This window comes from Flavonifractor sp. An91, assembly GCF_002159225.1.
In the GTDB taxonomy this organism is placed as follows: Bacteria; Bacillota; Clostridia; order Oscillospirales; family Oscillospiraceae; genus Flavonifractor; species Flavonifractor avicola.
In genome coordinates, this window is record NZ_NFHA01000032.1 from 13573 (window position 1) to 33099 (window position 19527).

At 52.3% G+C, this 19527-nt stretch carries 17 protein-coding genes, 1 tRNA gene and 1 pseudogene; 13 read left to right on the forward strand and 6 right to left on the reverse strand.

Features of this window, described 5'->3' with window-relative positions:
* Positions 1 to 3: 3 nt before the first annotated feature.
* From B5G42_RS14520 to B5G42_RS14560, 11 genes and pseudogenes are all read left to right on the forward strand, one after another.
* Positions 4 to 2016: a hypothetical protein gene (locus tag B5G42_RS14520; protein ID WP_087271779.1), complete on the forward strand. Its 2013-nt coding sequence runs from the start codon at positions 4 to 6 to the stop codon at positions 2014 to 2016.
* Positions 2016 to 2402: a hypothetical protein gene (locus B5G42_RS14525; RefSeq protein WP_087271782.1), complete on the forward strand. Its 387-nt coding sequence runs from the start codon at positions 2016 to 2018 to the stop codon at positions 2400 to 2402. Before B5G42_RS14520 ends, B5G42_RS14525 begins: the two co-directional genes overlap by 1 nt.
* Complete coding sequence (locus tag B5G42_RS14530; protein ID WP_087271786.1) at positions 2399 to 4879, forward strand: hypothetical protein; 2481 nt, start codon at positions 2399 to 2401, stop codon at positions 4877 to 4879. Before B5G42_RS14525 ends, B5G42_RS14530 begins: the two co-directional genes overlap by 4 nt.
* A 10-nt stretch (positions 4880 to 4889) precedes the next feature.
* Positions 4890 to 5045 (forward strand): hypothetical protein, encoded by a 156-nt coding sequence (locus tag B5G42_RS18235; protein WP_162611116.1) that lies wholly within the window; start codon positions 4890 to 4892, stop codon positions 5043 to 5045.
* Between the two features lie 68 nt (positions 5046 to 5113).
* The gene (locus tag B5G42_RS14535) at positions 5114 to 6523 is read left to right on the forward strand and encodes a hypothetical protein (RefSeq protein ID WP_087271789.1); all 1410 of its coding nucleotides are present in this window, start codon (positions 5114 to 5116) and stop codon (positions 6521 to 6523) included.
* Complete coding sequence (locus B5G42_RS14540) at positions 6523 to 6711, forward strand: hypothetical protein (protein WP_087271792.1); 189 nt, start codon at positions 6523 to 6525, stop codon at positions 6709 to 6711. Before B5G42_RS14535 ends, B5G42_RS14540 begins: the two co-directional genes overlap by 1 nt.
* A complete protein-coding gene (locus tag B5G42_RS18895; protein WP_255396435.1) occupies positions 6704 to 6799 on the forward strand; it encodes a CD1375 family protein in 96 nt (31 codons plus the stop codon). The genes B5G42_RS14540 and B5G42_RS18895 overlap by 8 nt, the downstream gene beginning before the upstream one ends.
* Entirely contained in the window at positions 6796 to 8145 is a 1350-nt protein-coding gene (locus B5G42_RS18240) for an N-acetylmuramoyl-L-alanine amidase (RefSeq protein ID WP_162611117.1), read from the forward strand. Before B5G42_RS18895 ends, B5G42_RS18240 begins: the two co-directional genes overlap by 4 nt.
* A 1-nt stretch (position 8146) precedes the next feature.
* Complete coding sequence (locus tag B5G42_RS14550; RefSeq protein ID WP_087271795.1) at positions 8147 to 8614, forward strand: phage holin family protein; 468 nt, start codon at positions 8147 to 8149, stop codon at positions 8612 to 8614.
* Positions 8615 to 8673: 59 nt separating this feature from the next.
* Positions 8674 to 9528, forward strand: a pseudogene (locus B5G42_RS14555) (nucleoside recognition domain-containing protein); the annotation flags it as partial.
* A gap of 104 nt (positions 9529 to 9632) precedes the next feature.
* Positions 9633 to 9709 (forward strand) — tRNA-Arg (locus B5G42_RS14560).
* A 201-nt stretch (positions 9710 to 9910) separates the two neighbouring features.
* Here the strand turns inward: B5G42_RS14560 and B5G42_RS14565 are convergent.
* Together B5G42_RS14565 and B5G42_RS14570 are read right to left on the reverse strand one after the other, a co-directional pair.
* Positions 9911 to 10579: a hypothetical protein gene (locus B5G42_RS14565; protein ID WP_087271801.1), complete on the reverse strand. Its 669-nt coding sequence runs from the start codon at positions 10577 to 10579 to the stop codon at positions 9911 to 9913.
* A 29-nt stretch (positions 10580 to 10608) separates the two neighbouring features.
* Positions 10609 to 12183: a zinc ribbon domain-containing protein gene (locus B5G42_RS14570; RefSeq protein ID WP_162611118.1), complete on the reverse strand. Its 1575-nt coding sequence runs from the start codon at positions 12181 to 12183 to the stop codon at positions 10609 to 10611.
* A gap of 384 nt (positions 12184 to 12567) precedes the next feature.
* Between B5G42_RS14570 and B5G42_RS14575 the strand changes: the two genes are divergently transcribed.
* Positions 12568 to 12867, forward strand: coding sequence for a helix-turn-helix domain-containing protein (locus B5G42_RS14575; RefSeq protein ID WP_087271807.1), 300 nt, complete (start codon positions 12568 to 12570; stop codon positions 12865 to 12867).
* A gap of 89 nt (positions 12868 to 12956) precedes the next feature.
* On the opposite strand, the gene B5G42_RS14580 is transcribed toward B5G42_RS14575, so the two are convergent.
* From B5G42_RS14580 to B5G42_RS14595, 4 genes are all read right to left on the reverse strand, one after another.
* Entirely contained in the window at positions 12957 to 14174 is a 1218-nt protein-coding gene (locus B5G42_RS14580; RefSeq protein WP_087271810.1) for a tyrosine-type recombinase/integrase, read from the reverse strand.
* Between the two features lie 72 nt (positions 14175 to 14246).
* Positions 14247 to 14447, reverse strand: coding sequence for a helix-turn-helix domain-containing protein (locus B5G42_RS14585; protein ID WP_087271813.1), 201 nt, complete (start codon positions 14445 to 14447; stop codon positions 14247 to 14249).
* Positions 14448 to 14524: 77 nt separating this feature from the next.
* Complete coding sequence (locus B5G42_RS14590; RefSeq protein WP_140399862.1) at positions 14525 to 16300, reverse strand: hypothetical protein; 1776 nt, start codon at positions 16298 to 16300, stop codon at positions 14525 to 14527.
* A gap of 556 nt (positions 16301 to 16856) precedes the next feature.
* Positions 16857 to 18386, reverse strand: coding sequence for a hypothetical protein (locus tag B5G42_RS14595; RefSeq protein ID WP_087271819.1), 1530 nt, complete (start codon positions 18384 to 18386; stop codon positions 16857 to 16859).
* Positions 18387 to 18643: 257 nt separating this feature from the next.
* Between B5G42_RS14595 and B5G42_RS14600 the strand changes: the two genes are divergently transcribed.
* Entirely contained in the window at positions 18644 to 19423 is a 780-nt protein-coding gene (locus B5G42_RS14600) for a hypothetical protein (protein WP_087271822.1), read from the forward strand.
* Positions 19424 to 19527 lie beyond the last annotated feature (104 nt).

Consider the following 19527-nt stretch of genomic DNA (forward strand, 5'->3'; position numbering starts at 1 on the left):
CGAATGTCAAGAAATCGCATACGCGGCATCACCGTTGAGATCGGCGGTGACACCACCAAGCTGGACAAAGCACTGGCCGGCACCAATAAACAGTTATCCACTACCCAGCAGTCCCTTAAAGATGTAGAGCGACTGCTGAAGCTGGACCCGGGCAATGCTGAACTTCTGGCGCAGAAGCAGCGCCTGTTGGCCCAGGCAGCAGATAACACGGCCAAGAAACTGGATACCTTGAAACAGGCGGCCCGAAATGCTGATCAGGCTTTGCAGCGGGGAAAGGAGTATCAGGCCAAGTATGAGCCGCTGAAAGCGGAGTTGGACAGCGTATCAGCTTCCTTGAAGGGGCTGGAAGCCAATGAGGCATCTATGCGGGAGAAGCTGGATGCCGGGCAGATCTCCGCACGGCAATATGAAGCGTTTGCCCAAAAACTGGAGGAAACCAGGAAAAAGCATAAGGAACTCCAGCAGGCTGTCAAAGATCTTGATCAGGAATTTGCCGGGGCAAAGATGGACCAAGGGCAGTATGATGCGCTCCAGCGGGAGTTGGCAGAAACCGAGCGGGAAATGAAATCCTTGGAGGACCAGGCCAAGGAAAGCACCTCTGGTTTGAAGAAACTTGGAGATGCGGCGAGTGAAGTATCCACAAAAGCCGGCAAGGTCAAGGACACCTTTGCGCCGGTGACGGCAGGAATTGTTGCCTTGGGTGCGGCGGCAATCGCTACTGTTCCAGCTACGGAAGAATTCAGGGCAGACCTTTCCATGCTGGATAACAACGCCCGGCAAGCAGGTGTAGGTATCGATGCGGCCCGGCAGGCCTTTCAGAACTTTAATACCGTATCCGGCGAGACAGACAGCAGTATTGAGGCTGTGAGCAATCTGCTGCAGGCTGGTTTTACAGAGTCCAATCTTCAGCGGGCGGTAGAGGGCTTGGCCAATGCGGCGATCACATTCCCCGATACCTTGAAGATTGAATCACTGGCCGACAGCCTGCAGGAGACCTTGGCTACAGGAACGGCCACTGGGCAGTTTGCGGAGCTGTTGGATCGAGTGGGGTACGGTGCGGAGAATTTTTCCCAGAACCTGGCCTTCTGCACCACGGAATTGGACAAGCAGAAGCTGGCCCTGTCTGTGTTGGTAGACGGGCCGCTGAAGGGTGCTTATGATGGCTGGCGGAAGAATAATCAGGGACTGGTGGAGAGCCGGGATGCCAGCCTGGAACTGCAAACGGCCATTGCTCAGCTGGCGGAGAGTATTCAGCCGATTATGACGGATCTAGTGGAATTTGCCACGCAGTTTCTGGATTGGTTTAACAGTCTGGACGACGGAACAAAGAGGGCTATCGTTGGGATACTCGGTGTGATGGCGGCCATCAGCCCGATGGCTGGGCTTGTGGCGAACGTATCCAGAGTGCTGCCCAATATGGTGGACCTCTTTGGAAAACTGGGGGCAAAGGGGCTGATTGTGACTTTGGCGCTGGGGACGCTGATTGGCCTGGCAGTCAAGGTGGCGGATGCCTGGGACGACATGAGTGGTCTGGAAAAAGCAGTGGTTATTTTGTCTGCGGTAGGTGTAGCAGCCCTTACCGCTGCGGTGGCTTTAGGTGCATTTCAATCTGCTGCGACGTTGGGTGTTGCGGCCGCGTTGATTGTTGCCGGCATTGCTACTATTATGGTTGCCATCAATTCCGCCACCCAGCGGGCCAATCAGGCTACGCAGGATCTCAAGCGGGCCACAGCTGCCGGGTCGGATATCCCGGGCTTTGCCAAAGGAGGCGTGGTACCGCCCAATCAGCCCTTCCTGGCGGTGCTGGGCGATAATCGGCAGGAGCCGGAAGTGGTATCCCCTTACTCCACTATCAAACAGGCAGCCAGTGACGCACTGTCGGAGCGGGGAAGTTCTGCAGGTACAGGCAGAGGAGATATATACCTGGATGGGAAAAAAGTCGGTCGGGTGCTTTATTCCAGCATAGAAAGCGAACGCAGCCGGCTTGGGGTCCAGCTGATCGGAGGACGGCGGTAATGGTAGAACTGGACGGCAAGCAATATAAGGTGCGGGTCAAGATCAAGACCATGGAGCGGTCTTTTCGGGTAGAAGATAGCGAAAGATCCGGTCAGGTGAAGTCCGGTCGATATTTCCGTGATATTATCGGAACTTACTATGATTACTCTATGGAGGTGGAGCCAGATCCCGCAGCCCCGGAGGATTATGACTCCTTCTATGAGACAATCAGTGCGCCGGTGGAGTCCCATAAGATTGTTGTGCCCTATGGTCAGACGACCATGACCTATGATGCTATGGTAAACGCAGGAAAGGACATTCAGCGGGATAAAATTGGTGGAGTCAATCGCTGGAGTGGCCTGAAGGTCAGTTTTTCTGCTCTGGCACCTCAAAGGAGGCCGGTATGAGTGATACAGTCAATCGCTTGGTTTATGGTGAGCTGATCTTCACGGACCAGGAGATACAGGAGGGAGAGACCTATGAGGCAACTGCTCTGTTGTCAGATGCGCTGGAGATCGGGACATTTCAGATGGAACTTTATCTCCGGGATGAGAACAAGGGAGCTGCATTGACCGGTTTTCGGAGGAACGACAAGCTGCTATATTACCACCGGGAAAGGTTGCAAGGAACCTATTACATCGAAAGCGTAGAGCGCACAGGCAAGTTTACCTATACCATAACGGCCAACAATGCGCTGGCGCTGCTGGATCAGTCCGATCACATGGGCGGGATCTACACCGGACAGACCGTGGAGGAGCTGGTGGCAGAGATTTGCAATATTCCATACCAGGTACAGACCAAGTTTGCCAAGGTCAAGCTGTACGGGTGGCTGCCGGTGGCTACCCGGCGGGCCAACCTGGCCCAGGTGCTTTTTGCCGTGGGCGCCCAGGCAAAGGTGGATCAGGTAGGGACGCTGCGTATTGAGGCGTTGTGGGATGGCGTATCATCTGCAATCACGCCGGATCGGGTCTTTTGGGGGGATAAAGTCCGTTATGAGGCGCAGGTCACGGAGGTATCCGTCCTGGAGCATCAATATATTCCTGGTACTGAAGAGATTCAGCTGTTTGAAGGCACCACACAGAGTGGAGATGTGATTCAGTTCCAGGAACCTGTCCACAGCCTGGCGGCCTCCGGTTTTTCTTTGCTGGAGCAGGGTGCCAATTATGCCAAAGTGTCGGCGGGGACCGGTACTTTAACAGGAAAGAAATATGTCCATACCACCAGAGATGTGCGTCAGGCTGTAACACCTGATGATGTGGCCAATGTAGTGGAGGTCAAGGAAGCCACATTGGTATCGCTGGTCAACTCTGCGGCTGTGGCGGAGCGTCTGGCGGAATATTACAAGTGGATTGAGGCCATGGAAGCTACCGTGGTATACGATGGGGAGCGCCCCGGCGATGTGATCGCGTTTGAGCATCCTTTTGGTGGTGCGTCGGTGGGATGCGTCAAGTCAGCATCTATCACCATAGGCGGCAGGCTGGTGGCCGAAGAGGTGACGGCAATCGGCTATAAACCTCCTTCATCCGATATTGTGGAAATATACGATGTGCGGAAGTTAATTACAACGAATGACCCTATCGTCGTTCCTGATGGCGTTACAAAAATGCGTGCAGTTCTTATTTCCGGTGGGACCGCCGGGCAAAATGGGACGGATGGAGAACCCGGCGCGGACGGAGAGAGCGCCCGGTGTTCTGCTGGTGACAATGGAGAATTTACAAGCGGGTCTCAGGGAGCCGGAGGCGCCGGTGGTAGCAAGGGGCTCGGTGGGTCCGGCGGAAAAGTGTACTCCGTTGATATTGAGGTTTTACCCGGGCAAGTTATATCACCCAATATCGGACTTGGCGGGGTAGCGTCCGACATCTCCGGCGAACAAGGAGCCGCAGGTTCCGCCACAACCCTCACTGTTGGAGGGGTTGTTTATACAAGTGACGACGGGAGCGCTTCGCCTTCTGGGTATACGGATCTTGTAACGGGTGAAGTTTTTGCGGCAACCGGCCCGGACGGAGTGGACGGCGGCGCGGGCGGAAAATCTGCGTCTAAGTCGGCGAGCGCGGAAAATGGTACAGATGTCAGTGAAAGTACGGGCGGAAAGCTTTCCACAGGGAACAAAGTAGGCGATGATAGCAAATACGGCCCGTGGATTTACCAATCCAGTTCGGATTATAAACAAAAAATAACAGAGGAGTTCAACAAAAAACTGTACTCCGGGCATGACAGTTATAAAAGAGACAACGGAGCTTTTATCTCCTCTGGATCAAAAATAAACATAGGATATTCTTATATGGGCCCAAGCATTAAGACCGGAACAGTTTATGCCGATTTTACAAGAACTAGTATTCCAACAGGTGAAACAGGTACTGTTGCAATAACAAGCAGTTCTATGGTAGAAACAGAAGTTAGAGACCTAGGGTACGAGGACGCAAAAGTTTATCAATGGAGGCACCAGGCAAGCATAACACACAAAAGAAGCCGTGCCGAAAGTACCTATGGAAATCTTGGCGCGGGTGGCGGCGGAGCCGCGAACGGTGTGAACGGGAATGACGCAACCCCAACCTGTGAGGGCGGCGCTGGCGCTGACGCGGTTACCCCAGAAATCCCAGATAAAATTGGAACTGGAGGAACTGGCGGCAGCGGCGGCGGCGGCGGCGGAGCTGGTGGTAACGGTTATATCTCCGTAGAAGGAAATGACGGCGACGTAGCCTATTCTAAATACCAGTCTGGCATGATGGGCGGCCCCGGAGGAAAATTCGGAAAGGGCAGCAACGGAGCGCCAGGTGGAATAATCCTCTATTACGGAGAGCCTAAAGTGATCGTTTCCGGCCCGCTGAAAGAAAAAAATAACCGTCAATTTTTGGACCGACACGGTAGACGCTTTACAGTGTGAGGTGAGTTTTATGACAACAGAAGAAAGACTCGACGCTTTAGAGCAGGCCCTGAGAAACATGAAGGCCGCGCAGGAACCGACCAAGTATTATACCAGCAAGTACAGCGGTGAGGAGATTGACGCGCTGCTGGATGTTGTGGCGGCTCAGCAGGCGGCAACAGAATAATTTTCTGCCTGGGTGTATGAAAACATACATCATTTTTATGAGAGCCGCTATAGGTGGGAGGTAGTGCTATGATCAAGTTTGACAACTGGCGCATTTTAAACCAAGGAAAGGTATTGGCCCGACAGTATGACAACCTGACCCGGGAATTGAGAGTGGAGGGGATCATCCCGGAGGGCTGGACCTGGGATCTGCTGGTGCAGGCCGGAAAAAATCTGGATATTATCCGCCTGAACCAGGGGGAAAACAGCCTGTCTGTAATGCTCACATCTGAGATGCTGGCGCTGGCCGGGTACTATGTTCTTCAACTGAGGGCCACTCAGGGAGAAAAGGTGCGGCATACCAATGTACTCCGGGTATATGTACCGGAGAGCCTGTCCGGCGACGGACATTGGCCCGAGGTGCCGTCGGAGTTTACGCAGCTGGAGCAGCGGGTGAGGGAACTGTCGGAGGAGGCCGGGGCGGCGGCAGAGCAGGCGGAGAACGCGGCAGAAGGTGTGGCCAACAATGCCAAAGCGGCTCAGGAGGCGGCTGGACAAGCTCAGACAGCTCAAGACGCCGCCCAGGGAAGCGCCAAGCAGGCCGGGGCCGCTGCTGCCGCCTCTGCCGAGTTGGCCAAGACCGCTGCTGACAGTGCCGCCGCCGCCACACAGGCGGCACAATCTGCCAGTGATGCTGTGAGCAGTGCTCAGACCAGCGTACAGACCGCCACGGCCCAGGCTCAGGCTGCCGCGGATGCCGCCCAGCAGGCCAGACAGGCCCAACAGGCCGTAGAGACCGCTGCCGGAAACGCGGCCCAGTCCGCGCAGGCGGCGGCAGAGGCACAAACTCAGGTTGCACAGGTGGGCGCACAGGTAAGTGCCGATGCTGAGGACGCACGGGATGCTGTGACAAAGTCCACAGCCGCTGCCGCCCAGGCGGGAGAGAGTGCCAGGGTGGCCCAGGAAGCTGCCCAGCAGGCCCTCGGTTCTGTGCTGCCGCCTGCTACAGGATTGCCTGACGGTTATAGCTTGCAGACCCAGGGCGGACAAGCCGTGTGGGGTGAAAGTGCCGGGGGTGGCAGCGAAATGGAGTTTATAAACTCCATGACGCTGGATCAGGCTGTGACGTCTGGGAGAATTGATGTAGATACTACAGGACAGCCGTTCGTTTTAAGCGAGGCTATTGCGACTGTAAAACTGCCAAAAGGGGAAATGTTGAATAACCCCGTATATTACTGGTATTTCACAGCTGATACAAAATTCTATGTAAACCGCTCTATAGGGAACGGGAATGAATTTAGTTTAATTGCAGAAGGTAACGCATCGATTGGGTATATTAAATTATATTATACTTCTACCTATTCTGGGACCTCTGGTATTTATGCAAACCTTGTCGAAGTAAATCAAAATATCACAATGTTCCGATTCGCTAATTTTGATGGCGTACCGTTGCCGGCTGGTACGGCAATCAGTCTGTATGGCAAGAGAAAGGCGGTGTAATGGTGAAAACCTGCGTGAATGGCATAACCAGAGACATGACCCCGGAGGAAATGGAGGAATTCAACCGGTTGCAGCAGGAGCAGCCTGCGCCTACAACTGAACCGGATCGTCTGACCGCGCTGGAGCTGGCGGTGGCTGAGCTCGGCGTGGCGATGATGACTGCGATGGGAGGTATGAGCAATGGCTAATTTGTACGCTGACCTCATCCGCCGCGGTCTGTGGACGCTTGAGCAGGTCCCCGCGCTGTGGCGGGAGGAAGTGGAGGGAATGCTGTGAAAAGGATCGCATCCATCCAGCTGAGCCAGGTCCAGCGGATTGAAATCATCGTCACCAACTGCCGCAAATCTCTGGATGAAGTCAAGGCCGAAACCGGCGCGGACTACATACTGAATGGCGGTATGTGGAACCCGGACGGTTCCCCGTGCGCTGGCCTCAAAGTCGGAGGGAAGCTGCTGTCCAAGACGCCGTGGGGCAATGTTCACGGCTATGGATGGACGGACACGGATATCCACATGACCCTGGATTGGGAAAACAGCCCCAACTATCTGGCGGTATCGCCTATCATCAAGGACGGGGCAAAGTACCCCGAAAAGACCTATGCCGCCGCACAGGACGGCGTGCGCGGCCGGTCTGCCATCGGTATGACAAAGGACGCTTTGGTGCTGTATTGCTCCGGCGACGGCACCAGCGATTCAAGCGACCCCGAAGCGCTGACCCAGGAACTGCTGGCCCTTGGCTGTGACTCGGCCATGATGCTGGATGGCGGAGGATCGTCCCAGTGTGATTTTACCGGGGAGCAGATCAAAGCTACGCGGAAGGTCCACAACTGGATCTGCGTTTGGACAAAAAAGACGGCGGAGACGCCGCCGGACAAGGAGGACAAGCCTGTGAGCAAGCCTATTGTATGCCTGGACCCCGGACATGGACCAGGGTGCGTCAACGGCTCCCTGGATGGGAGCTACAGGGAATGTGACTTTACCTGGGATATGTATACCCGCCTGCGGCCTCTGCTGGAGGCACAGGGTATTACCGTGGTAGGCACCCGTGAGCAGGAGAGTGACTATCCCAGCCTCAGCGCACGGGCGTCCATAAGCAACCGGGCGGGGGCCGATCTGTTCGTTTCCCTCCACTCCAACGCCGCTGGGAGTTCTGCCCGGGGCTTTGTGGCCTTCACCTCCGCGCCCCCGGAGACGGCAGCCCGGAACAAGCTGGCGGCCGCCATCATCAACCGTATACACGCCGCCGGTGTGGTGCTGTGGGGGAGTGGGCTGGCCCATGAGCTGTACACAGTGCTGGCCTCCACCACCGCCCCGGCGGTACTGCTGGAGTACGGCTTCCACACCAACGCCCAGGACCTGGCCCTGCTGAAAGATACCACTTACCGGGACAAGCTGGCCCAGGCCACCTGCGCCGGGATCTGCGACTATCTGGGCCTGGAGATCAAGGAGCCGGACAAGGAGAGCGGCCAGCCCAATGAGCCGGATTCCTGGGCCAAGGAGGCGTGGAGCAAGGCGGCTGCCGCCGGCATCTTCGACGGCACCCGGCCCCGGGACGGGCTGACCCGTCAGGAGGCTGCCGTGGTGCTGGACCGGCTTGGACTGCTGCCGGAGAAAGGAGCCTGACATGGAGCACATCAATTCCTTCAAGGCGGCGGTGGCCGCTGTGTGTGCCGCCCTTACCGCCCTGTGGGGGTGGTTCGGCTGGCTGGTGGTGGCCTGGATCGTGTGCATGATCATCGACTACGCCACCGGCTCCGCTGCCGCTCTGCGGGCGGGGAAGTGGTCCAGCAAGACCGCCCGGGACGGCATCTGGCACAAGCTTGGCAGCGTGGTGGCCGTCATTGTGGCGGCCGTTTTGGACATGGTCATTGGCCGCCTGCTGGCCCATGTGCCGGGGGTGGAGCTGCCCTTTACTTACACGGTGCTGCTCTGCCCCCTGGTGGTGATCTGGTACATCCTCACCGAGGCGGGTTCCATCATCGAGAACGCCGGGGCTCTGGGGGCCCCCATTCCCGCCTGGCTCACCAAGATGATCGCAGCATTGGAGTCCAAGGTGGATCAGGCGGGGGACAATATGTCATCTAAAGAATGATAAACTCAAACAGCCCTTCGGACTTTCCGGAGGGCTGTTTTTGTTACATTATTATATACACTATATGTATGGGATTCGGATGTAATGCCGCCGGTGTAGTGGGATGCCGCATCATCGATTCTCCCCGAGAACGGCTGATTGCCATCCTTACCAACAGTTTTGTTCCATGCAATGGGCGATTCCCAACCCTGATTGCTCTGATCACCATGTTTTTTGTGGGTACGGCAGGAGGGTTGTGGCAGGGAATGGTATCCTCACTGCTGCTCACCGGGGCCATTCTGCTGGGCGTGGTTATGACCTTCGGCATATCTCGTCTCTTATCCAATACGTTGCTGAAGGGGATTCCGTCGGCCTACGCCCTGGAGCTGCCGCCCTACCGCCGCCCCAGAGTGGGGCAGATTCTGGTCCGTTCGGTGCTGGACCGTACGCTGTTCGTATTGGGGCGGGCGGTCGCCGTTGCCGCGCCCGCTGGTTTGGTGATCTGGCTATGTGCCAACATTACTGTAGGAGGAACCAGCATCTTGGGCTGGTGCACTGGTTTTCTGGACCCCTTCGGCCGGTTGTTGGGCATGGACGGCACTATTTTGATGGCCTTTATATTAGGCTTCCCTGCCAATGAGATTGTGATCCCCATCATTCTCATGTCCTATCTGTCCACTGGAACCTTACAAGATACGGGAAGCCTTGAGGCTCTTCGGGAACTGTTGGTGGTAAACGGCTGGACTTGGACCACAGCACTGTGTACCATGCTGTTTTCTCTGTTCCACTGGCCATGCTCCACCACCTGCCTAACCATCGCGCGGGAAACACGCAGTGTAAGATGGACGGTGCTGGCTGTGGTTATCCCAACAGCGCTGGGAATCTGCCTTTGTTTGCTGACAGCCACTGCCTCAAGGCTGCTGGGGGCAGTGTAAATAAGGTCTGACTGGAAGTTTTTTAGGAAAAATCAAAATTAACTCTTTACAAACAGAGGGATGGTTGCTATAATAATCTGGCACGTTAAAAGAACGTGTCAGATGCGCCCGTAGCGCAATTGGATAGAGCGTCAGATTCCGGTTCTGAAGGCTGGGGGTTCGAGTCCCTTCGGGCGTACCACGAAGAAATCCTGTAACCATAAGGGTTACAGGATTTCTTTTTTGCTTTTGGGGATTGTTTTCCCTTATGGTTTCCCTTATTGCTTACTTGGAGAGGGAAAACACGTTTGACACATCTGTTTTTGATCGGCTCTTGTAGTCATATCTTTTGATTATTCGCTTTAAATAATAGTAGGTACAAAAATGATGTTAGGATAGAACTTTATAATTTGTAACCTTGTTTGCGATATTCCTCAATCAGCTCGGCGGCTTTTTTGTTTTCTTCCATTCCCTTTTTATCAAAATGATCCGAGATAAAGCCGATAAGCGCAAGGACAGCAAGGATCATGCACACGATGCCCGGCCACTTCATGGAAAAGAAATAGTTGATAGCCAAGCCAATAGCTGCGATAACGATAGCACCGATGATTCCGGTCACAGGCGATTCCAGGCTGCTTTTGTAGTCGGCGGCCTTTTTCAGAGTGTCCTTCAACCTCTGCTTCGTCATTTCGTCCAGAACTGACAAAAGCATCCCTTTTTCACGTTCAGAGAGTGCCATATCCAGGATCCTTTTACGCAGCATCAAAAAATCCTGTTCAGTAGAACACATTTGAAGCCAGTCGGAGACCTTCTGCCGTGTTTCTGCTTCCATCACCTGCTTTTCAGCCGCTCGTTCCCGGTTTTCTCTTCGCTGGGATGTAGTAGTTCTGGTATGGTTCGTTTGGCCGGCCTGTGCATGATCAGGCCGGGCGCGCTCTGCTGCTTTTAGTAAGTAGATGCTCTGTTGTACATTGATCTGATCCCCACATTGTGTGCAGAATGCGGTCTCTTTTGTTTCGTTTACTTTTGTGACCGCTCCGCACTGAGGGCATTTTCCATTCACAATCGCCATAAGATTCCCTTCTTTTTATATTTTATGGATTATAAAAGCTGTGTACCACACTCGGAACAGTATTTTGCACCTGTTTCATTTTCAGCTCCGCATTCAAAGCAAAATTGCACTTGGTTTGTATTGCTTCCTGCTGTCATTGTGGAATATGTAACGAATTTCTCTGCTGCCTGTATTTCAATATCTGTCTTGGGCAGACTGTTATACCATTCAATTGCATCCCACAGGTTATCCTTTGTATGATGGAGTGATGCAAGAAATATAATAATGCATACAATAAACTCTATAAAATCGCCTAAAACCATCTCTTGCACGATATCGGCACCGTTTAAGAGATGGATACCGTATTCCCCAAAATACAGATAATTGCAACCGTTACTCTCGTTCTTTTTCTGATGGATATCTTGAAGCGCATCTTGAAGAGTCAATTGAGCAGAAACGCCTGTGTCTTTTAAATATATATGTTTATCTGTGATTAGAAAGCCACTCTTTCCGCTTTTCATCAGTGTGGCATCGTATAAAAGCAACGGCGTCTCCTGACCATAAGTGGCATAGCAATCACGAGCATTTTTCAGAAGGGAAGCGGCTGCCGCATCACACGCAGGGAAGAAGTAAAATTGTTCCTCATTTGCAATATCAAATATAGCTTCGATGGATTCAAGTGCATCTGTCATATCTGTACTGATATCAGCTAAACAGAACTCATCATAACCTAAATCATTTAAAATCAGATCGTCTAAAAAGCCGCCTTGGTATTCTTGCATGATCTGTACGGCTGGGGCTATCGCTAATTTTAACTGTGTATAGATAGAATAGATATCAATCCCGAAGAAGGCGGCGAAGTCTGCCATTTGACTGACCCGGCCAGGTAATACTTGAACAGCCGTTTTGTAGTGAGTAGCGCTAAAGGGAAACGCGCACAACATAGTTGCGACAGCATCCTCCATGTCGTATTCCGAGATGTTTCCCTGCATCAGATCACTTTGAATCTTATTGGCTTTGGCCAGCTCGGCGCCGGTATAAGAACAGAGATGAAATTGGGACTGATGAGCATTAATCAGATCGACCAACGCATAGTGCATATAAAACAGAACGGTCATAAGCGCATTTCCAATTTTCTCCCTGATATTGGATCGGCGAAAGAGATTGTCTTTGGCAGATGATGCGCTGATCGCTGTCCCCATTTCTCCAAATGCATTCCCGATTGAATGCAATGCGCCTGTTGCCATATTGATGGCGCCGGCGGTAGCCATTCCTTTTACTGCGCCGGAGAGTCCAAAGCCACCGCCTACTACGCGGCCACGACTAGCTTTTCGCATCTGCCGGTACTCAGTCATTTCCTGCTGATGCGCAAGAATCTTGTGGTATTCTTCCGTGATTTCTTCGACCACTGCACCGAGATTATCGCAGTATTCCGAAATATAAGTTTGTATCTCAGAGTTAGTAACACCAAATATCTTCAGGCTAGAAAGTACGCTGTCAATCAAAGATATACCTTCCCCAAGTCTTTCCGAAAGATCGCCTTTGAGATCACGCACCAATCCGTCCATATCATGATAAGTAACGTAAAACCCCTCTATAAACTCATCATGATTTTCTTTTGCCATTTGTAGAAAATCTCTTCGGATCTCATAATAGATCTCGATGGTAGAATCGAATGGGATTTCGCGCCCAAAAAGTGGGACCGTGATTTGTAGGCGCGAGCTTGTAGACGGAACACTACACGATATGACTTGGGAGCCGCAGAATGGGCAAAACTGCATTCCTGTAGATAATTCATTTCCACATTTGTAGCAGAACATAAGATCACCTAATTGTTCAGTTAAAGTTTGTAGGTATTTGGCACTTTCTTAATCAGCAGATACTCTGCGCTGGTCCGTGAAAATTGTGAGATCATTTATATATTTAAAAGAATAGCATATATATTTATAGATGTAAATAATCCCAGGATATTTTGCTAAAGTTATAGCAAAACAGATGGGAGCATCGATATGGAGATAGGACAACGCATCATGGAGCTACGCGAAAGCGCAGGCTGGACCACGAACCGCCTGGCCAATCTGTGTGGGCTTTCTCAGAGTTTCTTGCGCTCGGTAGAACTGGGCGAGAAAGGGATCTCGGTGGAAAATCTACAGCTAATCTGTGATACCCTACACATCTCCCTACGGGATTTTTTTGATGTCCCATCCGAACAGGACACAGAGCAGGATCGATTGCTGCGTGAAATTACTAAGCTCACAAATGAACAGAAACTGGCGTTGATTTCTTTTCTGGAGTCGTTGGCCAAATAAAACTGGGGTCTCCGTACTGATGGAGACCCCAGTTAGTTCAGCAGGGCATACTTGTTGATGGGCAGATTGGAGTTCATTTTACGGCATTTCTATTTTTCCTGTTCCTCCAGTTGATCCAAAAAGCGATTTATTTTTTCCGCGCCTTCCCGGCGCATCTGGTCTGTGACGTGTCCATATGTATCCAGGGTAAAGGCCGCTGCATAGTGGCCCAGGTTCTCCTGAACGGTTTTGATATCACAGCCGGACTGCAGCGACAGCACGGCATAAGAATGTCTGAGATCATGAAAGCGCAGATCCGGCAGTCCCATCGCAGCAAAAATGCGTTTCAGGTTACGGTATACCACATCGTGCTTGATGTGCCCGCCCAGCTCATCGGTAAAAACCAGATGCTCAGGATTACTCCACCCCTCCTGGAAGAACTCTGCCGACTGATCCTGGAGAGCCTGCTGTTTCTCCAGTGCCCGGATCGCCGCATCAGGCAGCACAATAATCCTGGGCTTGTTACTTTTAGGGGTAGTATACCGATAACCCTCCTTTCCGCCCAGAAACTGGAGCTGCCTCTTGACCGTTATAGATCCCTTTTCCCAGTCAATATCCTCCCACTGCAGGCCAAGCAGTTCGCTCTGGCGCATACCGGTCAGCAGGTCCAGGAGATAGAGGTACTGGTACCGGTGCCCCTCAATAGCCCTGAGAAATTCGGTGATCCGCTCCGCCTCCAGCACATGTATCTCCGCCCTTGACCGTCGCGGCAACACTGCGTGATCAGCTGGGTTGCTCCGGAGCAGCCCGCACTGTACTGCTTGACTCAATGCGCTGTGGAGGACACCGTGTACATTTTTGATCGTCTTGGGATTTACCTTCTGGTGCAGCATACTAGGCTTGGTGCTGCGAATCCCATTTATCATTCTCTGCACCTGGATAGGCGTCAATGCTGAGAGGCTCACCGCACCCAGGGCCGGATTGATATGATTGTTGATGATACTGATATAGGACTTCCGGGTATGGGGTTTGGTATTGCCCAGGTATTCCGTCACCCAGATGTCCAGCCACTCTTTCAATGTCATCTTCTCTGGCTCTTGGTAGGTTCCTCTGTCTATTTCCGCGGTGATCTGCCGCAGCTTTTGAGCTACCTCCTTTTGGGTCTTTCCTGAAATGGAGCGTTGCCGCTGCTTTCCCGTACCCGGATCAAATCCAACAGTATAACGCCCCTCCCAATAGGTATAGGTTTTTCCATTCTTTGTTACTGCCTTTTTCCGGATCGTACCGGTCCCAGCGGCACTCCGACTCCCCTTGGTTCTACCAGCCAACTTGTAATTCCTCCTTGTTTTTGGTAAAATCAGGAGGAGACACGGACTGCTCCATGTCTCCTCCGTGTTTGATCAGGCACTCTCGCCCAGGAACTTCATGACCTCCTGCCGAGGGATACGATAGGTATTGCCGATCCGAAGATGCTTGATTTGTCCGGAACGCACCAGATAATAGGCTGCGTTCCGCCCAATATTCAGGACTGCGGCCACATCATCGATTCGCAGCACCATGGGCAGTTGTTCAATGTTGTAGATCGTTTCCTTGTTTGCCATGTGAATTTCTCCTCGATATTACATACTTTTTGTGTCTCAAATTATAGTATACAAATGAATTTGGCTTACTTCCGGAACTATGCAGCTTTGGTCTTCCTCTCTCGTATCACCTTGCGATAGCGGCCACTGCCCTGGATGATGACACCACTGGCTTGTAGCAGTTCCTTGGTGCGCCCCTGCTTCATCAACTCCTTCCAGCTGTTATCTGGCACCTCCAGCAGCTTTTTCAAATCCGAAACATAGATCTCGCCTCCTTCCCAGTGTGCCAGCCAATCGGACAGCCGGGCAAAGTGAGTGGGCTTATTCTTATAAGTGCGCATCTGCCCACTGATCTGTCGAATGACCTCGGGATATTCCTCACAGCCCTCCCAGTGGCACCCCCAAAATCGATGGCGCAGAATCTCAGATACCTGCTCCGGCGGCGTGAACAGGAATACATGGATATCATTATCACAGCTGGGATTGCGGATCGCGCACCGGTAGAGTTCCTGTTCCAGCCGGGCCGCCAGATGCCGGGCCTCGTAGTCCTCCTCCAGCTTACTGAGGGGGTGCGCCTTATTTCGTCCGGTCTCTTCTGCAAGAATGGCGCTGTATCGGAAATAGGTCTGGGGATCCAAACGCGGATACCCCAGCAGTATGACGTTGCTACAGTCGTTGAAAGAGTTGGAGCCGTTGTTGCCGCCGTAGTAGGGAACGCAGTCCGGCTTACCGGGATGGACAGGCACCTTCTTGCGTGCCTTTTCTGATAGCAAGCGCAACAGCGCTTCGCTGTCCTCTTTGTAGGTACATAGGAAGGTCTTGCCCGGCAGGCCTTCGATCAGTTCTGAGAGAAAAGCTGCAAACCCCTGGAGTGCAGCCTGCTTGTGCAGTGCCTGCATGGAGACCTTGAGCCGCCTGTCTGTGTAGACATGAAAATATAATTTTTCCATATGCAGGGGCGGCGATGAGTCCAACAGATGTCCGTGCCACAGCCCAGGATAATCGGGGTCTACCTCGGCAGTCGCATCAAACAGGATGGTTTTTGCCTCCTCTGGCAGCCTGGGAAGAGGCTTGCGGCAGAACAGGACCTTTCCGCCGTTGATATCGAAGAAACACCTCCCCTCCACAAGGGCTTCCGCAACATCTAGGCACAGGCCCAAATTGGGCATTAGACTCAGGGGCAGGTTTCTGCAGTCCTGAAGGAATCTGCGGATGCCGTTTCGTGTGTCCTCAACCAGGGTATCCATTTCGTCACATGGTCCATGCTTGAGCGTACAGGCACCGTGCTTGTTATCCGGGTGATTGTACACATGCTGGAATATCCGATAGAAGTGATGCTGGACACAATAGCTGAATCTGTATTCGAGAGAGTCGATCCTCCTGCGCAGATCGGGCCGCCTGTTGCGCTGAGTATCCAGTTCCAGCAGCGCATTGGCCAGCACATTGGTATTGATGGCGGAGGCGGCGATATGCAGCAACTCGATTTTCTCGTCAATGAGGATGAACCGCCTGGGCACAAGGACATCTTCCGTCTTCCGTTCCAGATACCCTGCCAGATCCGCCGCATTTTGAGGGAGCAACAGATCCAGATACCGGGCCTGGGTGATACCCAGGATGTAAGCACCACATCCATCCTGCGCACTGCGTTTCCGGGGGCAATCCTCCTGATGAGGGCAGCTTTTTTCCATACAACGGCCGTGTTCCAGGGAATCCTCGTTGATACACCAACCATGCTGTACAGAGGAACTGTGCCATGCCTGGACCGGGATCATAATGTCCGGCCTCTTACAATCATGCCGCAGCGTTTGGGTGATTCGGTTCAGGTCCTCCACTTTCTGCACCACCAGCAGGATACCGCCGAGCACATCTACCAAGGTATCCTCTTTCTCCCAGAGCTTCGCAGCCGCATTCAGGAAGGCCTGGATCCAGGTGGATTTACCAGATCCCGCTCGCGCCGGAATGACCAGCGGCCTGCTGGTGTCCTGCACTGAAAGTACATCATAGGTTATAGACTTCCAATATTTGTAATTTAAGTGAATCTTTCGATCACGGCAGATCTGCTTCATGTGGTCCATAATTATGGTACACAGTCGCTGAATGTGGAAGTCATTCTCCTCTATGCGGCCACAGTGCTCATTCGGGCAACGGGATGTGAGCCCTTTTTTAGGGAAACCTGCCGTTTCTCCTGAACCCCCCTCTACGAGCGGTTCATCAGCATTTTCATACATAGCCTCACCGGAAAGGCAGGACTTTTTTGCCGGGCTTTTTTGATTCTTGACGCGCTTCTTCTGCTTCTTTTTCTTGCTCATTGCTAATCACCATCCAATAATTTGACTGTTTTCATAACTTTTCAGCTAAATTATCTTGGCAAACGGGCGGGCAAATGGCTTTGCCGGGGATGATTAGCTTTGCCTGCCTGTTTGCTCACCTTCAGAGCAGCCGCTGGGGGATTGCCACGACGTAAGTACGGTCCCGGGTACCGTCTCCCAGCAGGTCGTAGCGGTAGCGATATCCTGCGGACGGTTTTTTGATGACACCGGCGTTGGCCATCAGGCGCTGCATCTCACCCGTCCAGTTGTCGTGGCGAAGGATAGAACAGTCCACACCTTCCGTGTTCCGTGCCGCCTTTGCCAGTTCCTTGGCCCAGGTGTCTTCCAGCATGATGAGATGCCGTTCTCCGGAGATATCCCGCCAAGCACCCAGATGTTTATGCTGCCTGCTGAACGATTGATCAAGGGAAGCAATGCGATCTGGGTTACTGCCGGAGAGTTCCTTCATTATCTCCAGAAATACCTCCGGATCCTCCAGCGAGCGGGGCGGGGCTGCCTCAGGCTCAGCAGGGATTTCCGGGACAAATACTCCCCTGACCATGGCGGCATATGGCTCCAGCATCTCGGAGGGGAGCATTTGCTGATTCTGGAGGAAAGCCAGGTAGCTGAGCAGGATCTGGTGGAGTATGGCCCTGTGATATAGCTTAGGGTCAGGCGTCATGCTCACAAACCGGCTGTCCGGTTTTCCGAAACTGGCCCGAGCCTGCTTGATAATTGACGGTGCCCAATTGCCATCCACAGAGCACCACCAGTAGGCCAGCATGAGAGACAGCTGGGCTCGATGCTCTTGTATGAATTGATAGACCAGGGAATCGTAGTGATTCAAAGCTGCCGGCCGGAGCTTGCTCCGGCACCACTCGACGGAGGAGCAGTTGATCAACACTGCGCAGCCTTGACAGAGATAGGGTTCCGCCTCCAGCAGGTTGTTCCTGCCGGCCTGAACAACGGTGGCCACAGCATTCCGGTAACTCATGGGCACTTTTAGCTTCGTATGCTCTTTGATGGGGAAGCACACTGTGCTGAAGTCCTGGATGTGGCGACTGAATCCGTATGAGGCTTTTGCGTAGTTCAGTACCAGCTTGCGCTTTGCGGTGTAATGCTTGGATCTCCATCGAGTCTTGTTTGAAGTAGTTCGGAGCAGATCAATCAGCAGTTTCTCTGCTTCGGGGCTGGGCGTGTCTAGGGCCACGGCTGCGTGGAAATCGGGTTCCTGTTTCTGCAGAGCGGTAGCGCGCAGCCCACCCAGCAGATTGGCCAGCAGGATGGCCCCAGTTTCTGCGGATCCAAATAGGTCCAGGAATCGAAGAGACACCAGCGCGCCGGTTTGCAGATCCGTATTGTTGTAGCGTTCCCGATAGCCCTCGGGACGCTGGATCCGCCTTTTGGCCGGCGGCAGATCGAATGGGAGTTTCACTTTGGCGATGATGTTGCCCTCTTCGATCAACCGATTGACCTGCTTGGCGCGCGCCGCTTCATGGAGCTGGGAGAAGTAGGTGATCTTTTTCCGGAAGAAGGACTCATCCAGGGGAACCCAACAGGTTTTTTCGCCACGGTGCCCTTCCACTTCCCGGTACCAGCTGACCGTCTTTTTGCCTGTCTGTACCATAATGTAATTGTGCAGTTTGTCCATTGAAGTGACCTCCTTTGAATGTGCAAAATATATGTCTTCTGCGTGTCTCTATTTATCTTGCAAGTATTATTTTAAAGACTGGACGCGAATAAGTACCGCACGGAAATGAAATCTTTTGGCGTTCAAGCGCCGTTTCCGTGCTCAGTTTTTTGGGTGAAACCGGCCAGCCCACCCTGTACGGATGGAACTATTGCTGAAAACGGCAGTACAGCAATGATTGCCGTACTGCCGCAATAAAAGAAGAGAGGGGTTTAGTTGTGACGGACTATATTTTCTTACGAAAATACCAAAAACGAAAGGATCCATTTTTCGAACTGACTTCAGATGAGAAAAAGAGACTAAAATACTATTATGATTACCGAGAGATCAAAAATCTGGACGACGATCTCTGCTCTTTCTACAGTATGCAAGAGAAAATCATGGAGGGGGTTGATGGATTTAATTTTTATGAAGACGATCGTACTCTGAAGCAACGGAAGAGAGACTATCTGCCGATGTTGCTAGAGATATTGGAGTTCTATAAAAGTCCAGCAAAAGACTCGGAGGCGAACGCCAGTAAAAAGCGCTTCGCGGTGTTGCTTCATTTCCTTCTCACATATGGAACAAAATATTATGATTTTGGGTTCAGCCCCCATCATCAGTTAAAGCGCTATAACAAATTCAGCGATGAGTATAGAAGTTTTTTTAGAGCATTAAAGGAATATGAAGAATCAATAGCGCTTTATACCCGGTATCGCACAAAGGGAGCAACGGATTTAGACCGTGAAAATAAGCACACTGTTCTATCCTATGATAAATTGGGTCAACTAAAAGCTGAAATAGATACGATCTATCAAACCTATTACAATGAGATCCGTTCTTTGCAATATATGCCCAAAATTTTATATCCACCTGAGACGAATGAGCGGTTGCTGGAGAATTGTATAGCAAAAGGTTGGTTGCTGCCGCTGGCACATATTATTTTGGTACGCGATGCTCAGTATCAAATGATGGGTGAGTTAAAATATAAAAAAGAAGACCTATTAGGCCTTGTTTGAAAAATAAAAGTTGCACAAAAGGACGCAATATGTAAAACTAAGGGCATGAAACGCTATGAATTAACAAAAGAACAATGGGAACGGATCAGACCGATGCTGCCACC